The organism is Caballeronia sp. KNU42 (assembly GCF_053760385.1).
The window spans coordinates 1,132,206-1,156,441 of record NZ_CM132389.1; the positions used below are offsets into that span (position 1 = coordinate 1,132,206).

Annotated in this window: 19 protein-coding genes; 8 read left to right on the plus strand and 11 right to left on the minus strand. The window is 61.1% G+C overall.

All coding sequences use genetic code 11. The features are described 5' to 3' along the window. Positions 1–7: 7 nt before the first annotated feature. Positions 8–730 (plus strand): GntR family transcriptional regulator, encoded by a 723-nt coding sequence (locus tag ACSOSP_RS24235; RefSeq protein ID WP_455313441.1) that lies wholly within the window; start codon positions 8–10, stop codon positions 728–730. 47 nt (positions 731–777) lie between these two features. On the opposite strand, the gene ACSOSP_RS24240 is transcribed toward ACSOSP_RS24235, so the two are convergent. The 3 genes from ACSOSP_RS24240 to ACSOSP_RS24250 all read right to left on the minus strand — a co-directional run bounded on the left by ACSOSP_RS24240 (position 778) and on the right by ACSOSP_RS24250 (position 4,513). Then, a complete protein-coding gene (locus ACSOSP_RS24240; protein WP_455313442.1) occupies positions 778–2,304 on the minus strand; it encodes a methyl-accepting chemotaxis protein in 1,527 nt (508 codons plus the stop codon). 121 nt (positions 2,305–2,425) lie between these two features. Next, positions 2,426–3,259, minus strand: a complete 834-nt coding sequence (locus tag ACSOSP_RS24245; protein WP_455313443.1) for an amidohydrolase family protein — start codon at positions 3,257–3,259, stop codon at positions 2,426–2,428. 6 nt (positions 3,260–3,265) lie between these two features. After that, on the minus strand, positions 3,266–4,513 hold the full coding sequence (locus ACSOSP_RS24250; RefSeq protein ID WP_455313444.1) for an MFS transporter: 1,248 nt from the start codon (positions 4,511–4,513) through the stop codon (positions 3,266–3,268). Positions 4,514–4,791: 278 nt separating this feature from the next. On the opposite strand from ACSOSP_RS24250, the gene ACSOSP_RS24255 reads away from it, so the two are divergent. Further along, on the plus strand, positions 4,792–5,253 hold the full coding sequence (locus ACSOSP_RS24255) for an N-acetyltransferase family protein (protein WP_455313445.1): 462 nt from the start codon (positions 4,792–4,794) through the stop codon (positions 5,251–5,253). Positions 5,254–5,279: 26 nt separating this feature from the next. Here ACSOSP_RS24255 and ACSOSP_RS24260 read toward each other — a convergent pair whose 3' ends face one another. After that, positions 5,280–5,801, minus strand: a complete 522-nt coding sequence (locus ACSOSP_RS24260; protein ID WP_455313446.1) for a DinB family protein — start codon at positions 5,799–5,801, stop codon at positions 5,280–5,282. Between the two features lie 100 nt (positions 5,802–5,901). Here ACSOSP_RS24260 and ACSOSP_RS24265 point away from each other — a divergent pair, with 100 nt between their 5' ends. Beyond that, on the plus strand, positions 5,902–7,062 hold the full coding sequence (locus ACSOSP_RS24265; RefSeq protein ID WP_455313447.1) for a citrate synthase: 1,161 nt from the start codon (positions 5,902–5,904) through the stop codon (positions 7,060–7,062). A gap of 222 nt (positions 7,063–7,284) precedes the next feature. Here the strand turns inward: ACSOSP_RS24265 and ACSOSP_RS24270 are convergent, their stop codons facing one another. Further along, positions 7,285–7,569 carry a hypothetical protein gene (locus ACSOSP_RS24270; RefSeq protein ID WP_455313448.1) on the minus strand — a complete coding sequence of 95 codons (285 nt, stop codon included), beginning with the start codon at positions 7,567–7,569 and terminating at the stop codon, positions 7,285–7,287. Positions 7,570–7,957: 388 nt separating this feature from the next. On the opposite strand from ACSOSP_RS24270, the gene ACSOSP_RS24275 reads away from it, so the two are divergent. Continuing rightward, on the plus strand, positions 7,958–9,022 hold the full coding sequence (locus tag ACSOSP_RS24275; protein WP_455313449.1) for a helix-turn-helix domain-containing protein: 1,065 nt from the start codon (positions 7,958–7,960) through the stop codon (positions 9,020–9,022). 25 nt (positions 9,023–9,047) lie between these two features. Here ACSOSP_RS24275 and ACSOSP_RS24280 read toward each other — a convergent pair whose 3' ends face one another. The 3 genes from ACSOSP_RS24280 to ACSOSP_RS24290 all read right to left on the minus strand — a co-directional run bounded on the left by ACSOSP_RS24280 (position 9,048) and on the right by ACSOSP_RS24290 (position 12,982). After that, on the minus strand, positions 9,048–10,322 hold the full coding sequence (locus tag ACSOSP_RS24280) for an MFS transporter (protein WP_455313450.1): 1,275 nt from the start codon (positions 10,320–10,322) through the stop codon (positions 9,048–9,050). A 175-nt stretch (positions 10,323–10,497) separates the two neighbouring features. Next, positions 10,498–11,592 (minus strand): adenosine deaminase family protein, encoded by a 1,095-nt coding sequence (locus ACSOSP_RS24285; RefSeq protein WP_455313451.1) that lies wholly within the window; start codon positions 11,590–11,592, stop codon positions 10,498–10,500. Between the two features lie 43 nt (positions 11,593–11,635). Next, a complete protein-coding gene (locus tag ACSOSP_RS24290) occupies positions 11,636–12,982 on the minus strand; it encodes an NCS2 family permease (RefSeq protein WP_455313452.1) in 1,347 nt (448 codons plus the stop codon). Between the two features lie 92 nt (positions 12,983–13,074). On the opposite strand from ACSOSP_RS24290, the gene ACSOSP_RS24295 reads away from it, so the two are divergent. Then, complete coding sequence (locus tag ACSOSP_RS24295; protein WP_455313453.1) at positions 13,075–13,983, plus strand: LysR family transcriptional regulator; 909 nt, start codon at positions 13,075–13,077, stop codon at positions 13,981–13,983. A 1,053-nt stretch (positions 13,984–15,036) separates the two neighbouring features. Here the strand turns inward: ACSOSP_RS24295 and ACSOSP_RS24300 are convergent. From ACSOSP_RS24300 to ACSOSP_RS24310, 3 genes are all read right to left on the minus strand, one after another. Next, positions 15,037–16,080 carry a nucleoside hydrolase gene (locus ACSOSP_RS24300; RefSeq protein WP_455313454.1) on the minus strand — a complete coding sequence of 348 codons (1,044 nt, stop codon included), beginning with the start codon at positions 16,078–16,080 and terminating at the stop codon, positions 15,037–15,039. Positions 16,081–16,082: 2 nt separating this feature from the next. Next, positions 16,083–17,195 carry a porin gene (locus ACSOSP_RS24305; RefSeq protein ID WP_455313658.1) on the minus strand — a complete coding sequence of 371 codons (1,113 nt, stop codon included), beginning with the start codon at positions 17,193–17,195 and terminating at the stop codon, positions 16,083–16,085. Positions 17,196–17,475: 280 nt separating this feature from the next. Beyond that, positions 17,476–18,240 carry a GntR family transcriptional regulator gene (locus ACSOSP_RS24310; RefSeq protein ID WP_455313455.1) on the minus strand — a complete coding sequence of 255 codons (765 nt, stop codon included), beginning with the start codon at positions 18,238–18,240 and terminating at the stop codon, positions 17,476–17,478. A 157-nt stretch (positions 18,241–18,397) separates the two neighbouring features. Here ACSOSP_RS24310 and ACSOSP_RS24315 point away from each other — a divergent pair, with 157 nt between their 5' ends. From ACSOSP_RS24315 to ACSOSP_RS24325, 3 genes are all read left to right on the plus strand, one after another. After that, positions 18,398–19,618 carry a pyridoxal-phosphate-dependent aminotransferase family protein gene (locus tag ACSOSP_RS24315; RefSeq protein ID WP_455313456.1) on the plus strand — a complete coding sequence of 407 codons (1,221 nt, stop codon included), beginning with the start codon at positions 18,398–18,400 and terminating at the stop codon, positions 19,616–19,618. Between the two features lie 64 nt (positions 19,619–19,682). Further along, positions 19,683–22,706: an FAD-binding and (Fe-S)-binding domain-containing protein gene (locus ACSOSP_RS24320; protein ID WP_455313457.1), complete on the plus strand. Its 3,024-nt coding sequence runs from the start codon at positions 19,683–19,685 to the stop codon at positions 22,704–22,706. A 205-nt stretch (positions 22,707–22,911) separates the two neighbouring features. Continuing rightward, positions 22,912–24,213: an MFS transporter gene (locus ACSOSP_RS24325; protein WP_455313659.1), complete on the plus strand. Its 1,302-nt coding sequence runs from the start codon at positions 22,912–22,914 to the stop codon at positions 24,211–24,213. Positions 24,214–24,236 lie beyond the last annotated feature (23 nt).

A 24,236-nucleotide genomic window follows, 5' to 3' on the forward strand; every position in this document is an offset into this window, starting at 1 on the left:
ATCACGCATGCAAGCCGACAACCGACTCCCCCGATATCAACGCCTGCGTGACGAGCTTGCGTCGAAGATAGCTGCGCGCCGCTGGCAACCCGGCGAAGCGATTCCCACGGAACAGGAACTTGCGCAAAGCTTCGATCTTGCGGTGGGAACCGTACGCAAGGCGATCGACTTGCTGGTTGCTGAAGGACTGCTCGAACGCTACCAGGGTCGAGGCACCTTCGTCCGGCGCGCGAGTTTCGATGGTTCGCTGTTCCGGTTCTTCCGCTTCCAGAGCAAGACCGGCGAGCGGCGAATTCCTAAGAGCCAAATCCTGAAACGCAGCGTGGTGGAGGCTCCGGCCGCCGTCGCGGCCACGTTGCAGATAGCGCCCGGCGCCAACGTGATCCAGATGGCGCGTTTGCGACTGATCGAGGACGCGCCGGTGCTGACCGAGGACATCTGGCTGCCGCTCGACCGTTTCGCGGCGTTCGCGGACCTGCCGCTCGACTCCATCGGCGACCTGCTTTATCCGGTGTACGAAGCGAAATGCAATCAGGTGGTGGCCTCCGCTACGGAAACCCTGACGGTCGAAGCGGCAAGCCTGAAGCATGCAAAGCTGCTCGGCATAGAGAAGGGAACGCCAATCGTGGTGATCGAACGGCTGGCCTATGGGTATGATCGCCATCCACTCGAATGGCGTCGCTCGCGCGGCCCGGCGAGCCAGTTCCTGTATCAATCGGAAATCCGCTGAACCACGCGCGAGGAAGGCTCTTCAGGCCTTCCGTGCTGATGGTTCACTTACTGGCTCACACTGAAAATCGCGAGCGCGTCTTTCAACGACTTCGCCTGATCTTCCAGCGATTGCGCGGCCGCCGCGGCCTCTTCCACCAGCGCTGCGTTCTGCTGCGTGACCTCGTCCATTTGCGTGACCGCGGTTGCGACCTGGCTGATGCCCCGGCTCTGCTCGCCGGATGCGACCGAGATCTCGCTCATGATGTCGGTCACGCGCTGCACGGCTTGCGTGATCTGCGTCATCGTCGTACCCGCCTCTCCCACAAGCCCCGAGCCGGCATTCACCCGTTGCACCGATGTATCGATCAAATCCTTGATCTCTTTTGCCGCACTCGACGAACGTTGCGCGAGGCTGCGCACTTCTCCGGCCACGACCGCAAAGCCGCGGCCTTCCTCACCGGCACGCGCAGCTTCCACTGCAGCATTGAGCGCCAGGATATTGGTCTGGAATGCAATCCCTTCGATGATCGTAATGATGTCCGCGATTTTCGCTGAACTCTGCGAGATATCGGCCATGGTCGATATCACGTTGTTGACCACCGCGCTTCCATGGCTCGCTATTGTCGACGCGCTCGCGGCAAGCGTGGTTGCCTGGCTGGCGTTGTCCGCATTGCGTTGGACGGTGCCGCTGATCTGTTCCATGCTCGCCGCTGTTTCCTGCAGCGATGCAGCTTGCTGCTCGGTGCGCGCCGACAGGTCGGTGTTGCCCGATGCGATTTCGCCGGCAGCAACGGTAATGGATTCCGCTGAATGGCGGATATGCCGCACGGTCGTCGCCAGCTCCGTCTGCATGCGGCGCAACGCGCCCTGCAACTTGCCAATTTCGTTGTCGCCTTCCACGATGATCGCTGTACGCAGATCACCGCCCGCGATGCGCTCGAAGTCGGCGGCCATCGCCGTAATCGGCTTCACGACCAGTCGCGTCAATGCAATTCTCACGGTGATGCCGATCACCAGCGCCAGCAGCGCGCAGGCGGCCAGTACCGTATTCACGATGCTCGCAGTCGTTTCCGCCGCTTCGAAACGCTGCTGGGCACGCGACGACACATACGCGAGCAACGGCTGCGAAAGCTGGTCGAACTGGTTGTAGAGCGGGCTGCTGAACTGCATCTGTATACGTTTGTATGCATCGAAGTCTTTTGCTTCGAGCGCGCCGAACTCCGGCGTGATGCCTTTTTGCGTCATTGCGGCGTGCTTGGCGGCGGCGTCGGTGATGAGCGCTTGCGCGTCGCCCGAGACCGGCAACGCGGCGAACGCATCCCATTGCTTTTGCGACTCGTTGCAGTATTCGTGAGCCGTGGTCAGTTGTTTTATGGCGGCGTCGGCCTTGTTGTCCTCAATCAGCGATTCATACCGGTTCTTCGCAGAGCGGCAACGCAACAGCAATTCGGAACTGCGGGTCAGCGCAGTGCTTCCGGCCAGATCGTGCTCGTACATGCCGCTTAACGCGTGGTTGGCGCGGCCCAGCGAAACAAACGCACAGGTTCCGACAACGAGTACCAACAGGACAAACACGCTTGTCGCAAGGGTCAAGCCTGTCTTGATTGAAAGATTCTTAAACACTGTCCGTCGACCTCATTGATATGAACATATATATGTTTAACGGACTAAACGTGGAAGACTTGAGGTTTTTTCGTTGTTTCCGACGAGCGGCTTAGCGAAAGTGGAACAACTCCGCAGGCGTATCGATTAACAAGGCCTGTCGATGTGACTCATCGGTGACAAGGCGGTATAGGTCGTGCAGCGCGTGCCGTGGATTGCAGACGTGTTCGAACTGGGTGTGCGGCCAGTCGGTGCCCCAGAGCAGGCGATCCACGCCGAACGCGGGCAGTAATTCGGACCATGCGTTCTCGCTCGTGGCGAAGGTCGCTTCGGGATTTGCCGGTTTCGCGCTTACCCTATACCCGGCAGATACCTTGACCCAAACACGCCGTGTCTGGCCCAGCGAGAGCAGGTAACGGAAGCCAGGGTCGCCGATGCCGAGCGCGGGATCAAAACGCCCGAAATGATCGATCACGATCCGCACGCCGCTCGCCAGCAAAGCCGGCGCCACTTGATGCAGGCGGTGGGCGTCGATCTGCATTTCAAGGTGCCAGTCGAGCGCGGCCATGCGCGAGAGCAGCGCGCTCCAGTGTTGATCGGTGAAATCGGGGAGTAGGGTACCGATCAGGTTCGCGCGGATTCCCACCACACCCCGCGCATGCCAGTCGTCGATAAACCCAAGGGCATTGACCGGATCAGCCATCACGACGCCGCGCAACTGGTGCGGATGCGCGTCGAGACACGCGAGCAGATAGCTGTTATCGAAGCCGAGGAAGCTGGGCTGGATCAGCACCCCATGCGACATCCCGATGCTGGCAAGCATAGCGAGATAATGCTGGAGCGTGGCGTCGTAGGCGGGTGCATAACGCCGGCCGGGAGCGAGCGGCAAGTCCCGCGTGAAGACGTGGGCGTGTGAATCTATACCGGTGACGAGACCACGAGTCATAAGGATCTATGCCGGGACGTCTTCGGCCAGCGTGCGTCCGCGCGTTTCGGGCAGCATCATTACGCTGACGGCGACGATCGAATACGCAAAAACCGCGTCCACGCCGATCGCGAATCCGAGTGAATACTGCGCTGCCAGATGTCCGACCATCACGGGGAATCCCGCCGACACGACACGGCCGAAGTTGTAGCAAAACCCCACCCCTGTCCCGCGCGTGCCGCGTGGATAGAGTTCGTTGAACAGCGCGCCCATGCTGGCCGGAATGCCCGCAGCGAAAAAGCCGAGCGGAAAACCGAGCGCGAGCATCGCGTGATTGGAGAGCGGCACAAATAGATAAACGATGACCGTGCCCACGCAGCAGACAGAGAACAGCAGGATGGTCTGACGCCGCCCGATGCGGTCGAGCAACTGCGACGCGGCCAGGCAGCCGAAGAAGAATGCCGCGATGATCACCGCCAGATAACCGCCGGTACTGAGCACCGAAAGATGGCGCTCGGTCTTCAAATAGGTCGGCAGCCAGGTGGTGAGGGCTGAGTAGCCGCCATGTGCGCCCACGCCCAGCAGGCCACCGATCAGCGTCATGCGGATAACGTCGGGCGCGAAGATCGACAGGAGCGGCGTGCGCTCCTTCCCGGTCTTCAGTCCCGCATCCTTGCGCGGGGGCGCAACGGGTTCCTTCACATTTCGGCGAATGTAGATGATCAGGAGCGCAGGCAAGATGCCGATGCCGAACATCACCCGCCAGCCGATATCAGGCGACATGAATGAAAACACGGTCGCGTAAAGCAGCACGGCTGCGGCCCAGCCAACGGCCCATGCGCTTTGTACGGCGCCCATCGCCTTGCCGCGATGCTCGTTGCGGATGGTCTCGGCCATCAGCACCGCGCCCGCTGCCCATTCGCCACCGAAGCCAAAGCCTTGTAGCGCCTTCAGCACGATGAACTGCGGATAGTTCTGCGCGAATGCCGACAGCAACGTGAAGACGGAGAAAAAGATCACGGTGACCTGCAGGGTTTTCACACGGCCGTAACGGTCCGCTGCTGCGCCGCAGATCCATCCGCCCAGTGCCGACGCCACCAGCGTGACGCCGCTTACCAGACCTGCCTGCGTCTTGCTGATGCCCCATTCCGCAATGATCGCGGGGATGACGAGACTGAACATCTGGACGTCGAGGGCGTCGAGCGCCCAACCGCCGAAACATGCCCAGAACGTGTATCGCTCGCCTTTAGAAACCTGCCGGTACCAGGAAAACATCGAGTCTCCGTGCGTCTTTTGTCTTGCTTGCTTGAATGAATGAGGCGAGCTGAGATTGATGAGTGGTCAACCAATCGTTAAAACATATATATGTTTATATGAATAGCATGTTCGTGGGATAGGTGTTTACCCCGTTGTCGGCAGATGGGCGCTCAGACTTTAGCGAGGTCCATGCGTGAGTCCGCCCGTGGCTCCAGGTTTAATGGCGTTAATGGACCTATGAATGGTGCCAGCAGCCTTTTATTCTTATAGCTGATCTTACGAGCCAGCGACCTGACATGACCGAAGCCATTCAAGTACGTCCCGTTGCGTTATCCGATTTCGCCGCATGGAAACCGCTTTGGGATGGGTACAACGCCTTCTATGGCCGCCACGGCGACACCGCGTTAGCGCCTGAGATCACCCAGATGACGTGGTCCCGCTTCTTCGATGTCTACGAGCCCATGCATGCACTGGTGTCGGAAAGCGCGGGAGAGCTGGTCGGCCTGGCGCACTTCCTGTTTCATCGAAGCACGATCCAGCTTGGGCCGAGTTGTTATCTGCAGGACCTGTTTACTGCTGAGGGCGCCAGAGGAAAAGGAGTTGGCCGCAAACTGATCGAGGAGGTTTATCGACACGCACAGACATCAGGTGTGGAACGCGTGTATTGGCACACGCGAGAGACCAACACCACGGCGATGCAGCTCTACGACAAGGTCGGCGAGAAGCAAGGGTCCGTGGTCTACCGCAAGCCGCTATGAGGCCCGCTGCCGCTCAGGTAAGCCCCTCAGGCAAGCCCCTTCTCCGCGAGACGCTGGTAAATAAGCAAGTCAAGTTCCGGCGCGCGTTCTGCGAGACCGGTCAGCAGCGCGTGCACCTGGCCACGGTGATGGGTCTGGTGATTGAACCAGTGGGCCAGTGCAGGCGCGAGAGGTTGCGCGATCACGTCCGGTGTGGAGACGCGCCGATACGTGATCGCACCTTCGAGCGAAGCATCGTCAAGTCCCGTTACGTACCGCACGATCCGTGCATCCTCCGCCTCACGCGCATGGCGCAGCGACTCAAGTTGCTCGAACAGGATCGCATCGAGCCGGTCAGGTGAATTCCCCTCGCCGGTGAAGCGAAACATCCATACGCGGTCGGTCACGAGCAAGTGATTGAGCGTGCCGTGAACCGACCTGAAAAACGCGCCGCGATCCGCTCGATAGTCGGCGTCGCTCAGGGATGCGGCTGCATCGAAGAGCCGGGTATTTGCCCAGTTGTTGTAGCGCGCGAATGTATCGAAGTGCTGTTTGAACAAGCCCTGCATGTCGTCCTCCTTGCGGCTCTAAAAATGTTCGTACCGTACGGATATTAATAGCGATAAAGTTGACGTCAATCTTGATTCAATTCATCAATGTGAGACTCCCATGGCATGGATCACGGCGGCCGAGGCCTTGAGCGTATTGAACGTCCGCGCGCAGACGCTGTATGCGAACGTGAGTCGTGGAAAGATCCGCGCGAGACCGGACAAGACGGACCCTCGCCGCAGCCTTTATCACGGTGATGATGTAGCGCGAATGGCGCAGCGCCGCAGCGGACAGCGCAAGGTCGAGAAGGTCGCGGCGCAGGCCATCGACTGGGGTGATCCCGTTTTGCCTTCTGCTGTCTCTACGGTGTCGAACGGAAGGCTTTGGTATCGCGGGCAGGATGCGATCGAGCTTGCGAATACGGCGTCGTTTGAGGAAGTCATCGGGCTGTTGTGGGAGACCGATGCTGTTCGCATCGAGCCGAAAATCACGCGCAAGGCCGCCGGCGCCGACGATCCTCTGACAGCGAGTCTCGTCGCATTGGCCAGGCGCAGCGCGCGTGATTTGCCATCGAGCGGACGCACTCCTGCCGTGCTGCGCGACGAGGCCGCCAGCGTGCTTTCGACGCTCGCACAAGCGATTCTTGGCGGTACGGGTGCTTCGCGCGCGGGACGCACGTTGAGCGAACGGCTGGCGGCAACGTGGGGATGCAGCGAGGCGGAGGACGCGATCCGGCGCGCCCTCGTTTTACTCGCCGATCATGAACTGAACGCATCGACCTTCGCTACGCGCGTCACCGTCTCCACCGGCGCGTCGTTATCGGCTGGCGTGCTGGCAGGCCTTGCTACGCTCACTGGGCCGTTGCATGGCGGCGCATCGTCGTCGGTTCGCGCGCTGATCGAGTTGGCAACAGCTATCGGCCCGGAAGCGGCCGTGCGTAACTGGCTGGCGCAAGGCCGCGTGTTTCCGGCATTCGGTCATCCGCTATACGCCGATGGAGACCCCAGGGCGAGCGCTCTGCTCACCACGATGAGCGTGCCGCCGCTTTACGCGGAACTTGCCGCGTGCGTGGAGAGGGCGGTTGGCGAGCGGCCGAACGTTGATTTCGCGCTGGCGGTGCTCGCCGCTGCTTTCGATCTGCCGGCGCATGCGCCGTTGTCGCTTTTCGCGCTTGCACGTTGCGCGGGCTGGCTCGCTCACGCGTTGGAGCAAGCGCAAACGGGCCGTTTGATCCGGCCTCGCGCACGTTATGTCGGGCTACAACCGAAGCCCGCGGAGTAAGTCCGTCCGAACAGCAAATCAAACATCGCGCGTCCAGGTCGATCGCGACTTTTCCGACGTGCGCGGCGCTTTCAAGGAAGCGGTAAGCATCGACGGCTTGCTCGATCACCGGCTTGATGCCGCTCGTGGCGATTGCGCGCACGGCATCGGCGCGATTCGCCGTCGATCCCGTGTTGCTGCCCCAATACGCGGGTTCCCCAGACCTCCGCTCACCCCCGCGGTTCACGCTGCCGTTCGTTTCAGTGCGTTCGGCCGTGCGCGCTTGGCCAGGTCCTGTAACAACCGCTGCACGCGGTGTTGTTGCACGGCCACCAGATGGTTTTCACTGACCAGGGCGCGGATCCGGCTTTCCCAGTACTTCTGGTCCATCCCGTGAACGGGGCCAACCGTGCTGGCGCGCACGACGGTCCTGACCATGCGCTCGATGTGATCAAGTTGGCGATCGGCTAAACTTGCCGGCATCAAGTTGCCGGGAATAGGTGACGGTGCTTTCTTTAAAGCGCTCATTTGCTGATATCTCGTCGTGCTTCACTGAGCTGCCTCAGGAAGGGTGCTGCGATTGATTCGTCCAGGCATCGCCGATCAAGCCGCTCGTCCTGCCAACGCAAAGCCAATAAAGAGGCCAATGGCGCTGGGTGAGCGTGGCGGTATCGTTCCCCGGTACCGCCGCCTTTCGATGGAGAGAGGCTTTGTTTCCCGCTTGCAATGCCGTTAACCAGGCATTGCCTCTCACGATGCGGAATGGACAATGAAGTTATTAATCAGAAGATATCGCACTGTTCCAGGCAGGCTTTACCCTATGTCTCAATAATCAAAATAAATTGACCACCGCGACAAAGCCACGTCGACTAGGCCGCGTAGATCGGTTGATTTGGGGCGCCATCAGATGGAAAGAATGACTTCATATCCCCGTCAAGACGGGCTCGCTCAGGCTGCAGCGCCAGACGCGGGCATCGTCCGCAGCAGTTTCAGCACGTACGGCTCACGGGTGGACCGGCAGTTCCTCGCATGGCGCGACCGGGTGGGACATGTGATTGATGCGCTGCCCTCGAAGGCGCAGATCGCAGGGGGCTTCAATGGGCGTATCGACCGGTATGCGGTGGGCGATCTTGTCTTCACCGATGCCGTGACCGACGCCATGTCGCTGGAACGCTCGGTCGCGAGAGTGTCCACCGATGTGCGGCGCGACTACGTTTTCCACATTTTCGTGAAGGGCGAGGTTGGTGCCGGCGTGGGCATTCAGAAGAAACGCAGCACCCCGGATTCGGTGCAGGGAATCATCGTTTTCGACATGGACGAGCCGTTCGCCATCAAGCGATCTGCGGCCCATGTGTTGACCATGTTCGTGCCGAGAGCGGTCGTCGAGGCCACCTTCCCGGACGCCGATTCAATTCATGGCCGCGCGGTCGAGCACGGCACGCCGCTGACCCAGCTGGTGACCAATCACGCGCTGGCGCTGAGCCGCGACCTGGCCGGAATGAGTGCGGCGCAGGCGGCGCATGAAATGGAGGCCGGCGCACAACTGCTCCTCGCGGCTTTCCGCAAGCAGGCACGGCTGAGCGGCGGCGCGCGTGCCGCCGTGCAGGCGGCCGTGATGAGCCAGGTGCGGCGATACGTTGAGGCGAATCTCAACCAGCCGGAGCTTTCCCCTTCCAGCGTGGTGGATGCGTTGCAACTGAAGCGCGCCACGATCTACCGCTGGTTCGAGCATGAGGGCGGACTGGGCGCGTATATCCGCAATCGCCGTTTGCGCGAGGCGGCCGACGAGCTGGTCCGTTTCCCGCACCTTCAGGTTATCGATATTGCCTATGGGCTGGGGTTCAACAGCGGATCGGATTTCACGCGCGCGTTTCGCCGCGCCTACGGCATGAGTCCGCAAGATGCGCGTGCTCGCGCGTTCGAGTTGCAGCAAGCGAGCAAGCTGGAATTGATGTCGTCGTACGGGCCCGGCGGCAGATAGCGCACTCACCCGCTCAATCACCCGTTTAATCGAGCGCCCTTTCGGGGAAGCGCTGCAGGGCAAGAAGCGTGATGCAGGTGGCGGCGATCAGGTACCACGCGGGCATCATCGGATTGCCGGTCACCGCGATCAGCCATGTGACGATGAGCGGCGAAAAACCGCCGAAAATCGCCACGCCGAAGCTGTACATGATGGACAGCGCCGCGGCGCGATGCTGGGGCGGAAAAGCCTCCAGCATCATCACCGTGCTCGCGCCGGCGTTGCTCAGCGCGACTGCCACATACCCGAGGATGATCAGTAGCGCGGTGACATTGCCCACGCCCATTTTCAAGCCCAGGAAGGCCGGATAAGTCAGCGCAAGACATACCAGGAGCGCCAGGTACTGGATGGGTTTGCGCCGCTTTTGCCGATCGGCGATCCGGGCCACCAGCGGGTTCACCACCAGGATCACGAGGCCGGACAGGCTGGCGGTCAGCAGGCTGATGACCGTGGGCCGATGCAACGTCCGCACCAGATAGCTCGGCATGTAGAACACGGTGATATAGATACCGATCGACGGCGCGGCCATCATCAATGTTCCATATATGAGCGTGCGACCGTGCTCCGAGAAGAGCGTCGCAAGCCGGGGCCGCGCGGGCGCCTCAATGACGACCGTTGGCATGCGCCGGCGCAGATACCAGCCGACGGGGCCGATCAACCCGCCGAGCACAAACGGAATTCGCCATCCCCATTCGTGCATGTCGGCCGGCGAGAGCAAGGCGGTCGTGATTGCGCCGACCATCGCGGCAGCAAATGCGGCCGCGCCCTGGCTCGCGCCACGCCAGCTGGTGAGATAACAGCGGTGGTTGCGCGGCACGGACTCCATCAGCACCGCCGACGCCGGCCCGATCTCGCCTCCCGCCGCGAGGCCCTGCATGAGTCGCGCGAGAACCATCAGCACAGTAGCGGCCGGGCCAATGGAGGCAACCGTGGGCAGGCAGGCGATCAGCCACGTGCCGAGCGTCATGAGTGCGAGCGACCAGGTCATGCCGGCTTTGCGGCCCCGGCTGCTGGCGATCTGCCCGATGATGACTGCCCCGAGCGGACGCATGACGAAGCCTGCGCCAAAGGTGGCCAGCGACAGCAGCAGCGAAGACAGCGGGTTGTGCGACGGAAAGAAAAGCTGGCCGATGATGACTGCGGAGAAGCTGTAGACCGTGAAGTCGTACGCGACAAACGCGTTGCCGATAATGGTAGCCAGGACGATGCGGGCCGGTCTTGCTTTGGGGGCTTGAGTCAGGTGATCTGCTGCGGGGTGCATGGGTGCGGTCTGGGGGGGGCGGCGGTTGTGCCGATATGCGTGGTCGCTATTTTGGGCTTGGATAATGCGGGTGGAATGATAAGGCAAGCGGAATACTCGCGCTTGGGGCTGAATCGCTGCGATGGGTCACAATTACCGCCGGCGGCCCCCGGACCACCGGCTCCAAACGACACCCCTACGGCAATTGTGCGGCGAGCGCATCGAATTCGCTGGGCCACCGGGCTCTCCATGCATTACGTGTCGCGTCATCGACCCATGCGCCGTCGATACCGTTCAGCATGAAACCCCGCAAATCGCTGATGCCAAAACCAAAATGGCTGAACATCAGTTCCCAGGCTTCACTCGGATTGACCTTGTGCAGCGTCGGGTCATCGGTATTCGGATGGATCTTCAGACCCAGCCCGGGCATGCGCCGGATCGGATGCAACTCCGCCCATTTCTCCGGCGGCAGCGTGCGCAAGTAATACGAGTTGGTCGGCACGACAGTGAAGACCAGACCTGACGCGGCATATTTAGCGGCCAGTTCAGGATTGTCGACGATCGTATAGCCATGATCGATACGATCCACCTTCAGCAACTCGATAGCTGTCTCCACATTGCGCCACGGCATGCCGAACTCTCCCGCATGGGCGGTGGTCCTGAAGCCTGCATCCCGCGCATTGCGATACGCTTTCCAGAACAATTCCGGCGGCCGGTCGTTCTCACGATAATCCACGCCAATGCCCGCGACTTCATCGGCGCGATGGGCTTTCATCCACTCGACTAAAGTCACCGCTTCGTCGGGATCGGCCTCCCGGTCGATACTCGGAATCAGCAGCGCCGACATGCCAAAGTCGCGCGAAGCATCGCGGATCGCCGCGACAATGCCTGCCTGTGCGTCGCCGTATTCAATCTTCGATACCCGCACGGTGCCGGTCGGGTTCCAGAAAAACTCAGCGTGGCGCACGTTATGCGCGGCGGCGTCCTGCAGATATTCGTACGTGATGCGATGCAGGTCATCGGCGCTGGTGAGCAGGTATTCATCGAGCGCGCGCAATACGCGCAACACGCCAACGGGCTTTTCGCCGCGCGTATAAAACGCGTCGATCTCGGCACGCTCGATCGGTGCGCGGCTTTTTTCGGCCAGCGCGATAAACGTCTCGTGCCGAACCGCGCCCAGCAAATGGCAGTGCAGTTCGACCTTCGGGATTGCGTTGAAAAATGCCCGGTGGAGCGGCGTGATGTTGATGCCTGTGCGTGCAGCGGGCACGTTGCCAAATGTCTCGTTCATATTTTTCGGTACTTGCGGTAGTGCGGAATCGATGGTGCTCGGGTTAATGATGCTTAACAACGGTCCAGAAGTAATAACCGAGCGGAATGGCCAGCACGACAAGACCCCACGGGACTTCCTTGAAGCGCCCTGCAAGGAGCTTGACGATCACGAAACACAGTAAGCCGCCCGCAATCCCTGTGCCGAAACTATTCGACATCAGCGTGAGCAGGACCATGGAAAGGACCGGGAAAGCGTCAGTGAAATCGTCGAAATGCGCGTGGCGGATCGTGCTGAACATCGACAGGCCGATCAGGATCAGCGCCGGCGCGGTGGCTTCCTTCGGGATCGCGAGTGCGACCGGCACGAACAGCAGCATCAACGCGAACATGCCGGCGGCAGCCAGCGACGAGAGCCCGCTGCGCCCGCCCGCTTCCACACCCGCCGCCGATTCGACCAGCGCCGTGAGCGCGGGAATTCCGAACACGGGGCCGAGCGTGGCTGCGATCGAATCGACGAGGAATGGCCGGTTGATATTCGGCAGGTTGGCGTTTTCATCGAGCAGGTTGGCTTTGGCGCCGACCGCGAGCGTCGTGCCGAGCGTCGAGAAAAATTCAGCGGCGAAGAACACGAACAGATAAGGAATGGCGGCGACCGTCAGCGCGCTCGGAATATCCAGCTTGAACGCGACGGGCATGATGTCGTGCGGCAAAGAGATCATCGATTGCGGCAGATGCGTCACGCCCAACGGCACACCGGCTGCCGCTGCGATCAGGATTGCCCAGAGAATGGCGCCCGGGATGCGTCGCCCCTGCAACACGACGGCTGCGGCCAGGCCGATCAACGCGACGAGCGTACCGGGCCGCGAAAAATCACCGAGCGCGAGCGCATTGGTCTTTGCGTTCGCGATCACCATGCCGGCGTTACGAAAGCCAAGCACGGCGATAAAGAGCCCGATGGACGCGCCGAGTCCGAGCTTTATCTGCGCCGGAATCAGCCGCACGACGAGGCTGCGTGCGCCGACCAGCGTGAGGATCAGAAACAGCACGCCGGAGATGAACGCAATGCCGAGTCCGGTTTGCCACGCGACATGTTCGCTCGCCAGCGTGACACCGAGGATCACCGACCCGCCGATCCCAGGCCCGACGATAAACGGCAGATTCGTATAAAGCCCCATGAAAATGGTGCTTAAAACGAAAACGATGATGGTCGACGTCGTCGCCGCACCCCGATCCATACCGCCTGTTGCCAGCAGCGACGGGATCACGACGAGCAGATAAGCCGCCGCGAGAAACGACGTAATGCCTGCAAGCGTCTCGATCCGCACGCTGGTATTGCGCGCGCTCAATGCAAAGCGGCGATCCAGCCAGCCGCTTGATGTTTTCGGCGCGGCGAGCTCGGGAGAAGCCATCGAAGATTCCTTGTTCACTATTATTTCCTTTGCGTATGCCGGCCTGGCCGCGCTTTATACTGCGGCGCATTGTCCCCAAGCGGTGGCGCTCAATGTCCGATCGTTCGTCCCTCTTGCCCGCGCTGACATTGCGGCAAGTGCAGTACTTCGTTGCGTTGGCGCATGCGCGCAGCTTCACGCAAGCGGCCCAATCGCTCTCGCTGACACAGCCCGCGCTCACCGCCGCGATCCGGCAGATCGAGTTCCTGCTCGGCGGTCCATTGTTCGCGCGCTCCGCTCACCGCCTCACGCTGACCGCTGCCGGAGCAAGCATACTGCCGCTCGCGGAGCGCCTGCTCAACCATGCACGCGGCACGTTCGACGACATGGCCAGCACCTTCGCCGAACGCTTGCAGACGGTGCGCATCGCGATGATTCCATCGGTGGCGGGACGTCTGCTGCCCGTGTTGAACGCGTTCCGCGAACAACGGCCGTCGCTGCGCTTTACGCTGACTGACTTGCCGAATACCGCGCTGATCGATGCGGTCCGTGATGGTGTCGTGGATATCGGTATTGGCGTGCATGAGCCGGAAGCCAACCACGAAGCGTTGCGGTTCAAGGACGTCTTCGAAGATGAGATCGTGGTGGTCCTGCGGCGCGACGACCCGCTTGCTAAACGCAAGACCCTGCCGTGGGCGAAGCTGGTCGGTCGGGATCTTGCCGTGTTCGTACGCGGCAGTGTGAGCGACGCGCTGCATCGAACGAGTGGCGATGAAAAGCTGCGTCTCTCGGTGGCGTACCGGATGGAATATTCCGAGCCCCTTTACGCGTTGGCGCGCAACGGTCTTGCGATTGCGGTGCTGCCGAGCCTCTACACGCTGCATCTGCACGATCCCGAACTCGTAGCGCTGCGTCTTGACAAACCGCGCGTCACGCGTGCGATCGCGTTGATCTCGCTGGTCGGTGAGGATCGCGGCCCGCATGTGAAAGCGTGTTGGGACTATATTGCTGCGCATATTTAAATCATTGGTCAATGTTGAGTTGCAAGGTTTTGGGGTTAGTGGTCGGAGTCATTGCCGGGTTGCTGCTTTCGGCGTTAGCGGTCTGCTTGAGTTGGCTATTCTCTTTATCACTATTAGCCACTGCGCGTGGCGGCGCGTCATTTCTTGGTCCTTAGCGACAAAGAAACGAAGCAAAGAAAGCGCTTTCAAAACGAGGGCTCATAAGTTGACCCAGCGTGCACTTTGTGCGTTTTTGGCACCCCAAAAGCACGGTGCTCGCCAGAGCGACGGATGTGTGAACCCCTCTTTCTCCGAACACGGATACCCACACGCTTCGCCACCAGTGACTGAACCTGCCCAAGGAACACCCCGCGCTATCCGCGGAAAACCATCCACCGAATTTGTACGCATGACGAATCACGTCGCCAACCCACCCGGGAAGCAAAGCCGCCAAAACGCGTGAAGCCGTAACCGACGAAATAATCATGCAGCCCACTAGCCGGCTAACCAAAAATTGAAGCAGTAAATAGCCATCACGCCATGATCCGCGAAGCTGACCACACAACCCCTTCAGCGGCGACCGCTCGACCACCAGCCACCAGCCACCAGCCACCAGCCACCAGCCACTGACCACTGACCGAGAAGCGAAGCATTAAATGCGTGTGAGGCCGTGCGGGTTTTCTTGGCAAGGGTGCTTGCCCGAGAGCGTACGGGGCGAAGCGTGTGCGTGTAGGAATTCGCGAGAAGGAGGGGTTCACACATCCGTCGTTCTGGCGAGCACCGTGCTTTTGGGGTGCCAAAAACGCACAAAGTGCACGCTAGGTCAACTTACGAGCCCTCGTTTTGAAAGCGTTTTCTTTGCTTCGTTTCTTTGTCGCTTTGGACAAAGAAATGACGTGCCGCCACGCACAGTGGCTAATAGTGCTAAAGAAATGAGCCAACGCTAGCAGACCACTAACGCAGAAAGCAACAACCCGGCAATGACCCCAACCGCTAACGCTAGAACCAACGGCTAACTCCAAACCCCACCCCAAGCCCCCAACAAACCACCCCCCGAGTGCGAACGAAAATCCCTCACGGCAATGTAGCAATGCTAGCCCGTAACGCGGCATAAAACGCATCGGCGTCAACATCGGTAATCCAGGTCGCATTCGGCGCACGGCCGCTGTGGCCGCTCCAGTCGACCACCGTTTCGCCCAGCGTCCACTGCCCGGTCGTCTCTACCACCACGTTCACCAGGCGGCCCTTGAACAAGGTCGGATCGACGAGATAACCCGCTGCGGTGGGGTCGTACATCGGCGCTTCTTCCACGCCGCGGCGCCCCTTCTGATACTTCACTTCCGCCGCCATGATGTCCGCGACGATCGCGCCGCAGCGGTTGCCGATGGCGCGTATCGGCGCAATGCGGGCCGGTGTGATAGGCGCTTTCACAGCGACATCGCGTGGCAATACGACGATCGGCACGCCGCTCGCGAACACAATGCTCGCCGCTTCCGGATCGACGTAGACGTTGAACTCGGCGGCCGGCGTGATATTGCCGCGCTCGAAGAATGCGCCGCCCATCAGCACGATATCGCGCAAACCGTCGCGGATTTCGGGCGCTTCGGTGAGCGCGGTCGCCAGATTCGTCAGCGGTCCGATCGCGCAGATCGTCACGCTATGGGGCGCCGCCGCTTTCAAGGTGTCGATGAGATACGCCACCGCGTGCTGCTGCGCGACCGGCGCCAGCGGCTCGTGCAATTCCACGCCTTCGAGCCCGGTCTTGCCATGTACGTTTGCCGCTGTGATCAGCGGCCGCATCAGCGGACGCGGGCATCCCGCATACACGGGCAAGGTCTTCGTCTGACCCGCCCAGTCGCGCACGATGCGTGCGTTGCGCTCGGTCAGCTCCAGCGGCACATTGCCCGCGACGGCGGTCAGCGCACGCACGTCCAGCCGATCGCGCGCGCCGAGTGCGAACAGGATGGCGATGGCATCGTCCTGACCCGGATCACAATCGATGATCACCGTGCGGCGCTCGTTGGCCGCTCGCGCTAGCGGGTTGAACAGCGCACCGGCAGCCAGCGCCGCGGATGCCTTGAGGAACGTACGGCGAGGGACGTTAAAAGTTTGGCTCATGTTCAAAATACGTGGCGCATGCCGATGGTCGCGACCAGTTGGCGCGTGGTGGTCGACTGGGCGAACGCGAAGATCTGCGCATGCTGCGCGTCGCCGGCGGCTAGCTGGCCGATCACCGTCAACGCCACATCGGTACGCTTCGAAAGGAAATAGTCCGCCTGCAAGTTCACCTGATGCCACTGCGGCTTCTGGTTGATGACGTCGTACTTGCCGTCGGTGTAGCCATAGGCCGCGCCGAGGAACAGCGACGGGGTCATGGTGTACACCACGTTCACGCCGAAGTTCTGCAAGTGCAGATGGGAGTTGTCGAGGTAATCGTAGTGGACATCGGTGAAGAGCGCGGCGAATTGCGCCTTGCCTATCGTGTAGAAACCGCCGGTGCCGGCAATGCGCTGTTTGCTCGCGAACACGGACGGGTGGGTCGCGCTCTTGTCGAAGATCAGGATGGGGGAAGCGTAGTCGTTGGAGATCGCGCCGTCCGGGTTGGTGGGGCTGTCCGGGTGGTTGTACTGCGCGTAGACCGCGCTCCACTTGAACGGGCCGTTCTCGTAGCCGACTCCGAAGCTGTACGCGTTGTTGTCGCCGAAGCCGGTCGAGTTGCTGAAGCCATAAATGGCGGTGGCCTTCAGCCCGCGATAATCTGGGCTCACATACTTGACCGAATTCTGGACGCGGATGTCGTTATAACCGTTGTCGTTATCGCCGATGTTCACGCCGTTGCTCGCAATGATCACCGGGCCGATGTAATCGTGGATCGCGTCGTACTGGCGGCCGAGGGTCAGCGTGCCGTAGGTCTTATCGGCGAGACCGACATACGCCAGCCGGCCGAATTCGCGGCCGTTCTGCGAGGCCGTGCCGCTCATGATGTTGAAACCGTTCTCGAGCTGGAACACTGCGCTCAAGCCACCGCCAAGGTCTTCGCGTCCCTTGAGGCCCCAGCGCGGATTCTGGTTCGTGCCGCTGAGCGCCTCGTACGCGTTGTGACCACCCTGATTGGTCGCGAAGCCGACACCCCCTGAAATCAGGCCGTAAAGGGTGACGCTGCTCTGTGCATACGACGACGCCGTGAAGGCGCCCAGCACCGCGAGAGGGGCAAGCTTGAGAAGTTTCATGATGGTCCGGTGGCGAGTGGATGTTATTTGTCGCGCTCGGTTTTTGATGCATGGCGCGTTGTGACTACACCGGACTGTACAAAGCCGAAAACCATAAAAATAATTGTGTTTTCTTATAAACCCATCAAATGGATTTATACAAGGGGGCGTGCAGGAGGAATGTCATGCAGCGAAGGGACTTGAAGATGAGCGTGCGCGGCGTGTACTTGCGGGCAAGGCTGCGCTGAATTCGCAGACGGCGTCTACGAATTCAACGTTTTGGTCGTTCCGAACGTCAGTGTAATCAACCCAGCGGCGCGTCAGGCAGCGTGCCGCCTTCCGAGCGCGTGCGCAGCGTCGTCATGGTCCTCTCGGCCAAAACTGCATCGCGCTTGGCCAGCAAATGGCCGCGCATGACCGACGCCATGCGCTTGCCGTCGCGTGCTTCCAGCGCCTCGATCATGGCTTCGTGGTCGCAGATCGCGCTGTCCCACTTCACCGTCTGGAAGTTGGACCGGAACCGTAATGCCTGCAGCCGCCGGTTCACCGATATATAGGTCTGCCGCAGGGCCGAATTGCGCGCGGCGTCATTGATCTTGTCGTGAATGGCCTGATTGCGGCTGTAGTACCCAGACAGGTCGTTCTGCTCGCGGCACGCCAGCATGGCGTAATGCAGCGCCTTGATTTCGCTCAGCTCGGCAGGCGTTATGCGCTCGCATGCGAGTTCGCCCGAGAACGCTTCCAGCCCGCTCATCAGTTCGAACATCTCGCGAATCTCCCCCTCGCTCATTTGCGACACCGACGCGCCCCGGTTCGGCAGGATATCGATCAGGCCCTCGGACGCCAGCACTTTCAGCGCCTCACGCAACGGCGTGCGCGAGATGCCCAGCGTCTCGCACAACGTGCGTTCATTGAGCTTCACGCCCGGCGCGAGCAAGCCCTCGACAATGAAATTGCGCAGGTGCTCAACCACCGTATCGTGCAGCCGCTGGCGCTCGACCTTGGGGAGCGTGGTCGTGATCTGCGCAATCTCCGCGATCTGCGAACCCGCCAGATGATCATTTTGCATTCAATACCTCAACCCTTTCCGTTGACACGATTTTACCGTACGACGCCAGTAAGTTTGGAGGGACGGGTTTCTACCTAAGAAAAACAACCATTTTTCCCTTCCGATCACCGCGACGGTACGTTAAAGTATTTTGCATGCAAAATTCAAAGGACGCATCATGATAAAACTCGATTTCCATCCCGCTGGTCGCCATTTCCTGCAGATTCCGGGTCCCAGTCCGGTTCCGGACCGCATTCTGCGGGCGATGAGTTATCCGACGATCGACCATCGCGGACCGGAATTCGGCGCGTTGGGCCTGAAAGTCCTGGAAGGTATCAAGGCCATCTTCAAGACCGCGCAGCCGGTGGCGATCTATCCGGCCTCCGGTACGGGCGCCTGGGAAGCGGCGCTCTGCAACACGCTCAGCCCCGGCGACACCGTGCTGATGTTCGAGACCGGCCACTTCGCGACGCTCTGGAAAAAGATGGCCGAAAACCTCGGGCTGAAACCGGAGTTCCTGGGCTTGCCCGGCGTCGAGGGATGGCGGCGCGGCGTGCAGGCGGACATGATTGAAGCGCGTCTGCGTGAAGACACGCAGCACACGATCAAGGCCGTTTGCGTGGTGCATAACGAAACTTCGACTGGCGTCACGTCCGACATTGCAGCAGTGCGGCGCGCGATCGATGCGGCCGGGCACCCGGCGCTTTTTCTCGTCGATACGATCTCCGGGCTTGCATCCGCGGACTATCGGCATGACGAATGGGGCGTGGATGTCACGGTGTCCGGCTCGCAAAAAGGCTTGATGCTGCCGCCCGGGATCAGCTTCAACGCGGTCTCGCAGAAAGCGATCAAGGCAAGCAAGGAAGCGAAGTTGCCCCGTGCGTTCTGGGCGTGGGACGAGATCATCGAGATGAACAAGAGCGGCTACTGGCCGTACACGCCGAACACCAACCTGTTGTACGGCTTGTCTGAAGCGCTAGAGATGATCGGTGACGAAGGGCTCGACCAAGTCTTCGCCCGGCATCAGAGACTGGCGGCGGCTTGTCGCGCTGCGGTCAATGCATGGGGACTCGAGATCCAATGCGCGGACCCGGCCGTTTATTCGCCGGTGCTCACCGGCGTGATGACGCCGGACGGAGTCGACGCGGATGCAGTCCGCAAGACCATCTACGAGCACTTCGATATGTCGCTCGGCACCGGCCTCGGCAAGCTCAAGGGCCGCATGTTCCGCATCGGGCATCTGGGCGACTGCAACGACCTCACGCTGATGGCCACGCTCACGGGCTGTGAAATGGGCCTCAAGTTGTCCGGCGTGAAGCTGGCGGGCAGCGGGGTCCTGGCGGCAATGGACTACCTGACGAGCCACACTGCTGCACCGGCTTTGAAAGCGGCGGCGTGACACCAAGCCGGTCCGGAGACAACGCATGACCGGCTTTCCACTACTCAACCGCGCGTAGACGCCGATGCTCACTAAATCTTCCGAAGCGCTCGTCCAGCCGATCCACCTGATGCCGGCTTCGGCGCGCGCCACGCTGTCGCCGCTGGCCATGCGCCTGCGCAAAGAGTTGAAAGGTGATGTGCTGTTCGACCGGGCGGCGCGCGGACGCTACGCGACGGATGCATCGATCTACCAGATCATGCCGCTGGGCGTCGTCGTACCGAACGATCAGGCGGACTTGCTGCTCGCGTTGGAAATTGCACGCGACGCACATGTCCCCGTGCTCGCACGCGGTGCCGGGACGAGCCAGTGCGGGCAAACGATTGGCGAAGCGCTGGTTATCGATACAAGCAAGTGGCTCAACAATATCGTCCACTTCGACCGTGAGGCGCGCACGGTAACGGTGGAGCCGGGCGTGGTCCTGGATCATCTGAACGCGTGGCTGAAACCACATGGCTTGTGGTTTCCCGTCGATGTATCGACCAGTGCGCAATGCACGATCGGCGGCATGGCAGGCAACAACTCGTGCGGCTCGCGGTCGATGGAATACGGGATCATGGTGCACAACGTGGCCGCTATCGACGCCGTGCTGGCCGATGGTCATCAAGCCACGTTCGCAGCGTTGCATGCGATGTCATCCGACGCTCGCACGCTTTCGCTGCTCGAAGGCGTACAGCGCATAGCACAGCGCGAACGCGATGAAATCCGCGAACAGGTGCCCAAGGTGTTGCGGCGAGTAGCGGGCTACAACATCGATCTCTTCGATTGCCAGAGTCCCTTGCCCTTCAGCGCAGACGGCGAGCCGAACCTCGCGCAGTTGCTGGTGGGCTCCGAAGGCACGCTTGCGTTCAGCCGTCAGCTCACGTTGAAACTGTGGCCCTTGCCCGAGCACAAGACGCTCGGCGTCGTGAACTTCCCCACGTTCTACGACGCGATGGACATGACGCAGCACATCGTCAAGCTGGGACCGGTGGCGGTGGAACTGGTCGACCGCACGATGATCGACCTGTCGATGTCCAACCCCGCATTCCGTCCGGTGATCGAACGTGCGCTGGTCGGTCAGCCGCAAGCCGTGTTGCTGGTCGAGTTCGCCGGCGCGGACAAGGCCGTGCAAATCGCGAAGCTTGCGCAACTCGTGGAACTGATGGGCGATCTCGGCTTGCCGGGCTCGGTCGTCGAGATGCCCGATGCCGCGCAACAAAAGGCCTTGTGGGAAGTGCGCAAGGCCGGCCTCAACATCATGATGAGCATGAAGGGCGACGGCAAGCCGGTGTCGTTTATCGAAGATTGCGCCGTGCCGCTCGAACATCTCGCGCAGTACACCACGCGACTGACTGAGGTCTTCCACAAGCATCACACCGAAGGCACCTGGTACGCGCACGCGAGCGTCGGGACGCTGCACGTACGGCCGATTCTCGACATGCGCCGCACTGGCGCGCAGAAGATGCGGGAGATTGCGGAGGAAGCGTCGGCGCTTGTGCGCGAGTACAAGGGCGCGTATTCGGGTGAACACGGCGATGGCCTGTGCCGCGGCGAATGGGTCGCGTGGCAATACGGACCGCGCCTGAACGAAGCGTTCCGCGAGATCAAGACGCTCTTCGATCCCGAGAATCGCATGAGTCCGGATCGCATCGTCAATCCACCGAAAATGGATGACGCGACGAACTTTCGCTTTCCGCCGACGTATCGCGAACGCGAGATCGCGACGCAGCTCGACTGGTCGCAATGGAACGTGACACGTGATCCGCTGACGGGTGTCGAGACCGCGCCGGGAACGGGTGACGATCGCACCGGCGGTCTCGCGAAGGCCGTCGAGATGTGCAACAACAACGGCCATTGCCGCAAGTTCGATGCGGGCACCATGTGCCCGAGCTATCGCATCACCAAGGACGAACAGCATGTCACGCGAGGCCGCGCGAACACGCTGCGGCTCGCGATCAGCGGACAACTCGGTGAGGGCGGCCTTGCAAGCCAGGACGTGAAGGATGTGCTGGACCTGTGCGTATCGTGCAAGGGCTGCAAGCGCGATTGCCCGACCGGCGTCGACATGGCGAAGATCAAGATTGAAGCGCGTGCGGCGTGGACATTGGCGAATGGCTTGCGCATGCGCGACCGGCTAGTGGGCTTTCTGCCGCGATACGCGCCGTATGCGAGCCGCTTGCCGTCGTTGTTCGGCTCGATCGAACGTTTGTCGCGTGTCGCCGGCTGGCTGAAGACGCGCCTGGGCCTTGCCCCGCAACGCGCGTTTCCGCATTTCGTGAAGTCGTTTTTATCGACGGCCGTGCAGCCCTTGCCACCCGTGCAGGGCGACAAGGAAGTGCTGCTTTTCGTCGATACCTTCAATAACTATATGGAACCCGACAACGCGCGTGCCGCGAAGCGCGTGCTCGAGGCGGCGGGGTACACGGTTCATCTGAACGTCAAGGCGGGCGAGCGGCCGTTGTGTTGCGGACGCACGTTTCTATCGGCGGGGCGCGTCGATGAAGCGAAGGTTGAAGCGCGCCGCACGCTGGACACATTGCGCCCTTATATAGAACGCGGGGTTCCGGTCGTCGGCCTTGAACCATCGTGCCTGCTTTCCTTCCGCGATGAATTCCTCGACTACGGTTACGGCGATGAAGCCCGCAAGCTCGCGCAGTCATCGTTCCTGTTCGAGGAGTTCCTGGTTCACGAGAAAGAGGCGGGACGGTTGCGGCTTTCGCTGAAACCCCTCGCTCAGCCGAAGGCGCTGGTTCACGGTCACTGCCATCAAAAGGCCTTCGATGTGTTCCGTCCCGTGCAGGCTGTACTCGGCTGGATTCCTCAGCTGGAGGTCTCGGTGATCGAATCGTCGTGTTGCGGCATGGCCGGGAGTTTTGGCTACGAAGCCGAGCACTACGAAGCATCGAAGGCGATGGCGGAGTTGTCGCTGCTGCCGGCCGTGCGGAAGGCCCAGGATGCAGTCATCGTCGCCGATGGCACCAGTTGCCGTCACCAGATAGCCGATGGCGCCGATGTAAAAGCGCTGCATGTCGCCCAGGTACTGGCTGCGGCGCTCAGGGATTATTGATTAAACACAGCAGCATGGGTTCACATAAACAGCGGACCGCGTCATGTTCCGCGCATTGGAGAGCAGCATGGCACGACCGCGCAAACCCAGGATTCGCACCCTCGCTTTAACGCCCATCCAGTAAAGCCTTATCGAAAGTTCGGGATGCAGTTCGCTTCTGGCGCCCGTGGGCGCCTTGATGAAGCACGCCTTAATCAAGGAGACGATGATGTTCCGTCGAGCTACGACGCGCGTTCTGTTGCTGCTGTGCGCAATGTATTTCATTACCTATATCGACCGTGTCAACGTCAGTACCGCTGCCTCGCAGTTCGGCGCGGAACTGCACTTGTCGCATGTCCAGATCGGCTTTGTTTTTTCCGCATTTGCCTATCCGTATCTCGTGTTCCAGATCATTGGCGGATGGCTGGGAGACCGCTTCGGACCGCGCCGCACGCTTGCTGTGTGCGCCGTGATCTGGGCGGGCGCCACGATCATGACCGGGCTTGCCGGCGGGTTTGTATCGCTGATCATTGCGCGCTTGTTGCTGGGGCTGGGCGAAGGGGCCACGTTCCCCACCGCCACCCGCGCCATGTCGAACTGGATGCCGGCTGACAAACGCGGTTTCGCGCAAGGGACCACGCATGCCGCGTCGCGCATTGGTAATGCGGTGGCTCCCCCGTTGATTGTCTGGTTGATGATTGCAACGAGCTGGCGCGGTGCATTTATTGTGACGGGGGTCATCAGTTTCCTGTGGGCAGTCATCTGGATTTTCTATTTCCGCGATAACCCCCGCGACCACAAGAGCATTACCGCCGATGAGTGCGCCACACTTTCGTCGTTCTCGGGGATCAAGCAGCGCGTGCCCGTGCCCTGGCGCGCATTGCTGGGACGGATGGCGCCGGTGACCGCCGTGTACTTCTGCTACGGCTGGGTGTTGTGGCTCTTCCTCGGCTGGATTCCGCAGTACTTTCTCCACAACTATCACATGGAGTTGGGGAAGTCGGCGTTGTTCGCCTCGGGCGTCTTTTTTGCCGGCGTGCTTGGCGACTGGCTCGGCGGCTCGGTCACGGACCGCATCCTGCGGCGCAGCGGGAATATCCGCATGGCTCGCAACGTGATGGTCGGTGTCTGCATGCTCCTGACGCTGCTTTCGCTCGCGCCCATCATGCTGGTCTCCAACATGTCGATCACGTTGGCCGCGGTTTGCCTGAGCGGCGGGTTCTTCTTCAACGAGATGACGATCGGACCCATGTGGGCCGTGCCGATGGACATTGCCCCCAAACATGCCGGCACCGCCAGCGGCATCATGAATTCGGGCTCCGCGTTGGCCGCGATCATCAGTCCCGTTGTGGGAGGTTTCCTGATCGACAAGACCGGGAACTGGAACCTGCCTTTCACGGTTTCCATGATCCTGATGGCGGTTGGCATCGTGCTCTCGTTCACCATGCGGCCCGATCGGGCGCTGGACGACGCCACTACGGGCGCTGAGGGAAAGGAAGGCACACAGCCGGCGAGGAAGTTCGTCTAGAAGTCCGCACGCACCGGACGCTG

What these genes read in the sequence shown, in the direction of transcription:
- ACSOSP_RS24235 (WP_455313441.1), top strand. Translation starts at nt 8, where the DNA reads ATGCAAGCCGACAACCGACTCCCCCGATATCAACGCCTGCGTGACGAG.
- ACSOSP_RS24245 (WP_455313443.1), bottom strand. Translation starts at nt 3,259, where the DNA reads ATGACTCGTGGTCTCGTCACCGGTATAGATTCACACGCCCACGTCTTC.
- ACSOSP_RS24250 (WP_455313444.1), bottom strand. Translation starts at nt 4,513, where the DNA reads ATGTTTTCCTGGTACCGGCAGGTTTCTAAAGGCGAGCGATACACGTTC.
- ACSOSP_RS24255 (WP_455313445.1), top strand. Translation starts at nt 4,792, where the DNA reads ATGACCGAAGCCATTCAAGTACGTCCCGTTGCGTTATCCGATTTCGCC.
- ACSOSP_RS24260 (WP_455313446.1), bottom strand. Translation starts at nt 5,801, where the DNA reads ATGCAGGGCTTGTTCAAACAGCACTTCGATACATTCGCGCGCTACAAC.
- ACSOSP_RS24265 (WP_455313447.1), top strand. Translation starts at nt 5,902, where the DNA reads ATGGCATGGATCACGGCGGCCGAGGCCTTGAGCGTATTGAACGTCCGC.
- ACSOSP_RS24270 (WP_455313448.1), bottom strand. Translation starts at nt 7,569, where the DNA reads ATGAGCGCTTTAAAGAAAGCACCGTCACCTATTCCCGGCAACTTGATG.
- ACSOSP_RS24275 (WP_455313449.1), top strand. Translation starts at nt 7,958, where the DNA reads ATGACTTCATATCCCCGTCAAGACGGGCTCGCTCAGGCTGCAGCGCCA.
- ACSOSP_RS24280 (WP_455313450.1), bottom strand. Translation starts at nt 10,322, where the DNA reads ATGCACCCCGCAGCAGATCACCTGACTCAAGCCCCCAAAGCAAGACCG.
- ACSOSP_RS24285 (WP_455313451.1), bottom strand. Translation starts at nt 11,592, where the DNA reads ATGAACGAGACATTTGGCAACGTGCCCGCTGCACGCACAGGCATCAAC.
- ACSOSP_RS24290 (WP_455313452.1), bottom strand. Translation starts at nt 12,982, where the DNA reads ATGGCTTCTCCCGAGCTCGCCGCGCCGAAAACATCAAGCGGCTGGCTG.
- ACSOSP_RS24295 (WP_455313453.1), top strand. Translation starts at nt 13,075, where the DNA reads ATGTCCGATCGTTCGTCCCTCTTGCCCGCGCTGACATTGCGGCAAGTG.
- ACSOSP_RS24300 (WP_455313454.1), bottom strand. Translation starts at nt 16,080, where the DNA reads ATGAGCCAAACTTTTAACGTCCCTCGCCGTACGTTCCTCAAGGCATCC.
- ACSOSP_RS24310 (WP_455313455.1), bottom strand. Translation starts at nt 18,240, where the DNA reads ATGCAAAATGATCATCTGGCGGGTTCGCAGATCGCGGAGATTGCGCAG.
- ACSOSP_RS24315 (WP_455313456.1), top strand. Translation starts at nt 18,398, where the DNA reads ATGATAAAACTCGATTTCCATCCCGCTGGTCGCCATTTCCTGCAGATT.
- ACSOSP_RS24320 (WP_455313457.1), top strand. Translation starts at nt 19,683, where the DNA reads ATGCTCACTAAATCTTCCGAAGCGCTCGTCCAGCCGATCCACCTGATG.
- ACSOSP_RS24325 (WP_455313659.1), top strand. Translation starts at nt 22,912, where the DNA reads ATGATGTTCCGTCGAGCTACGACGCGCGTTCTGTTGCTGCTGTGCGCA.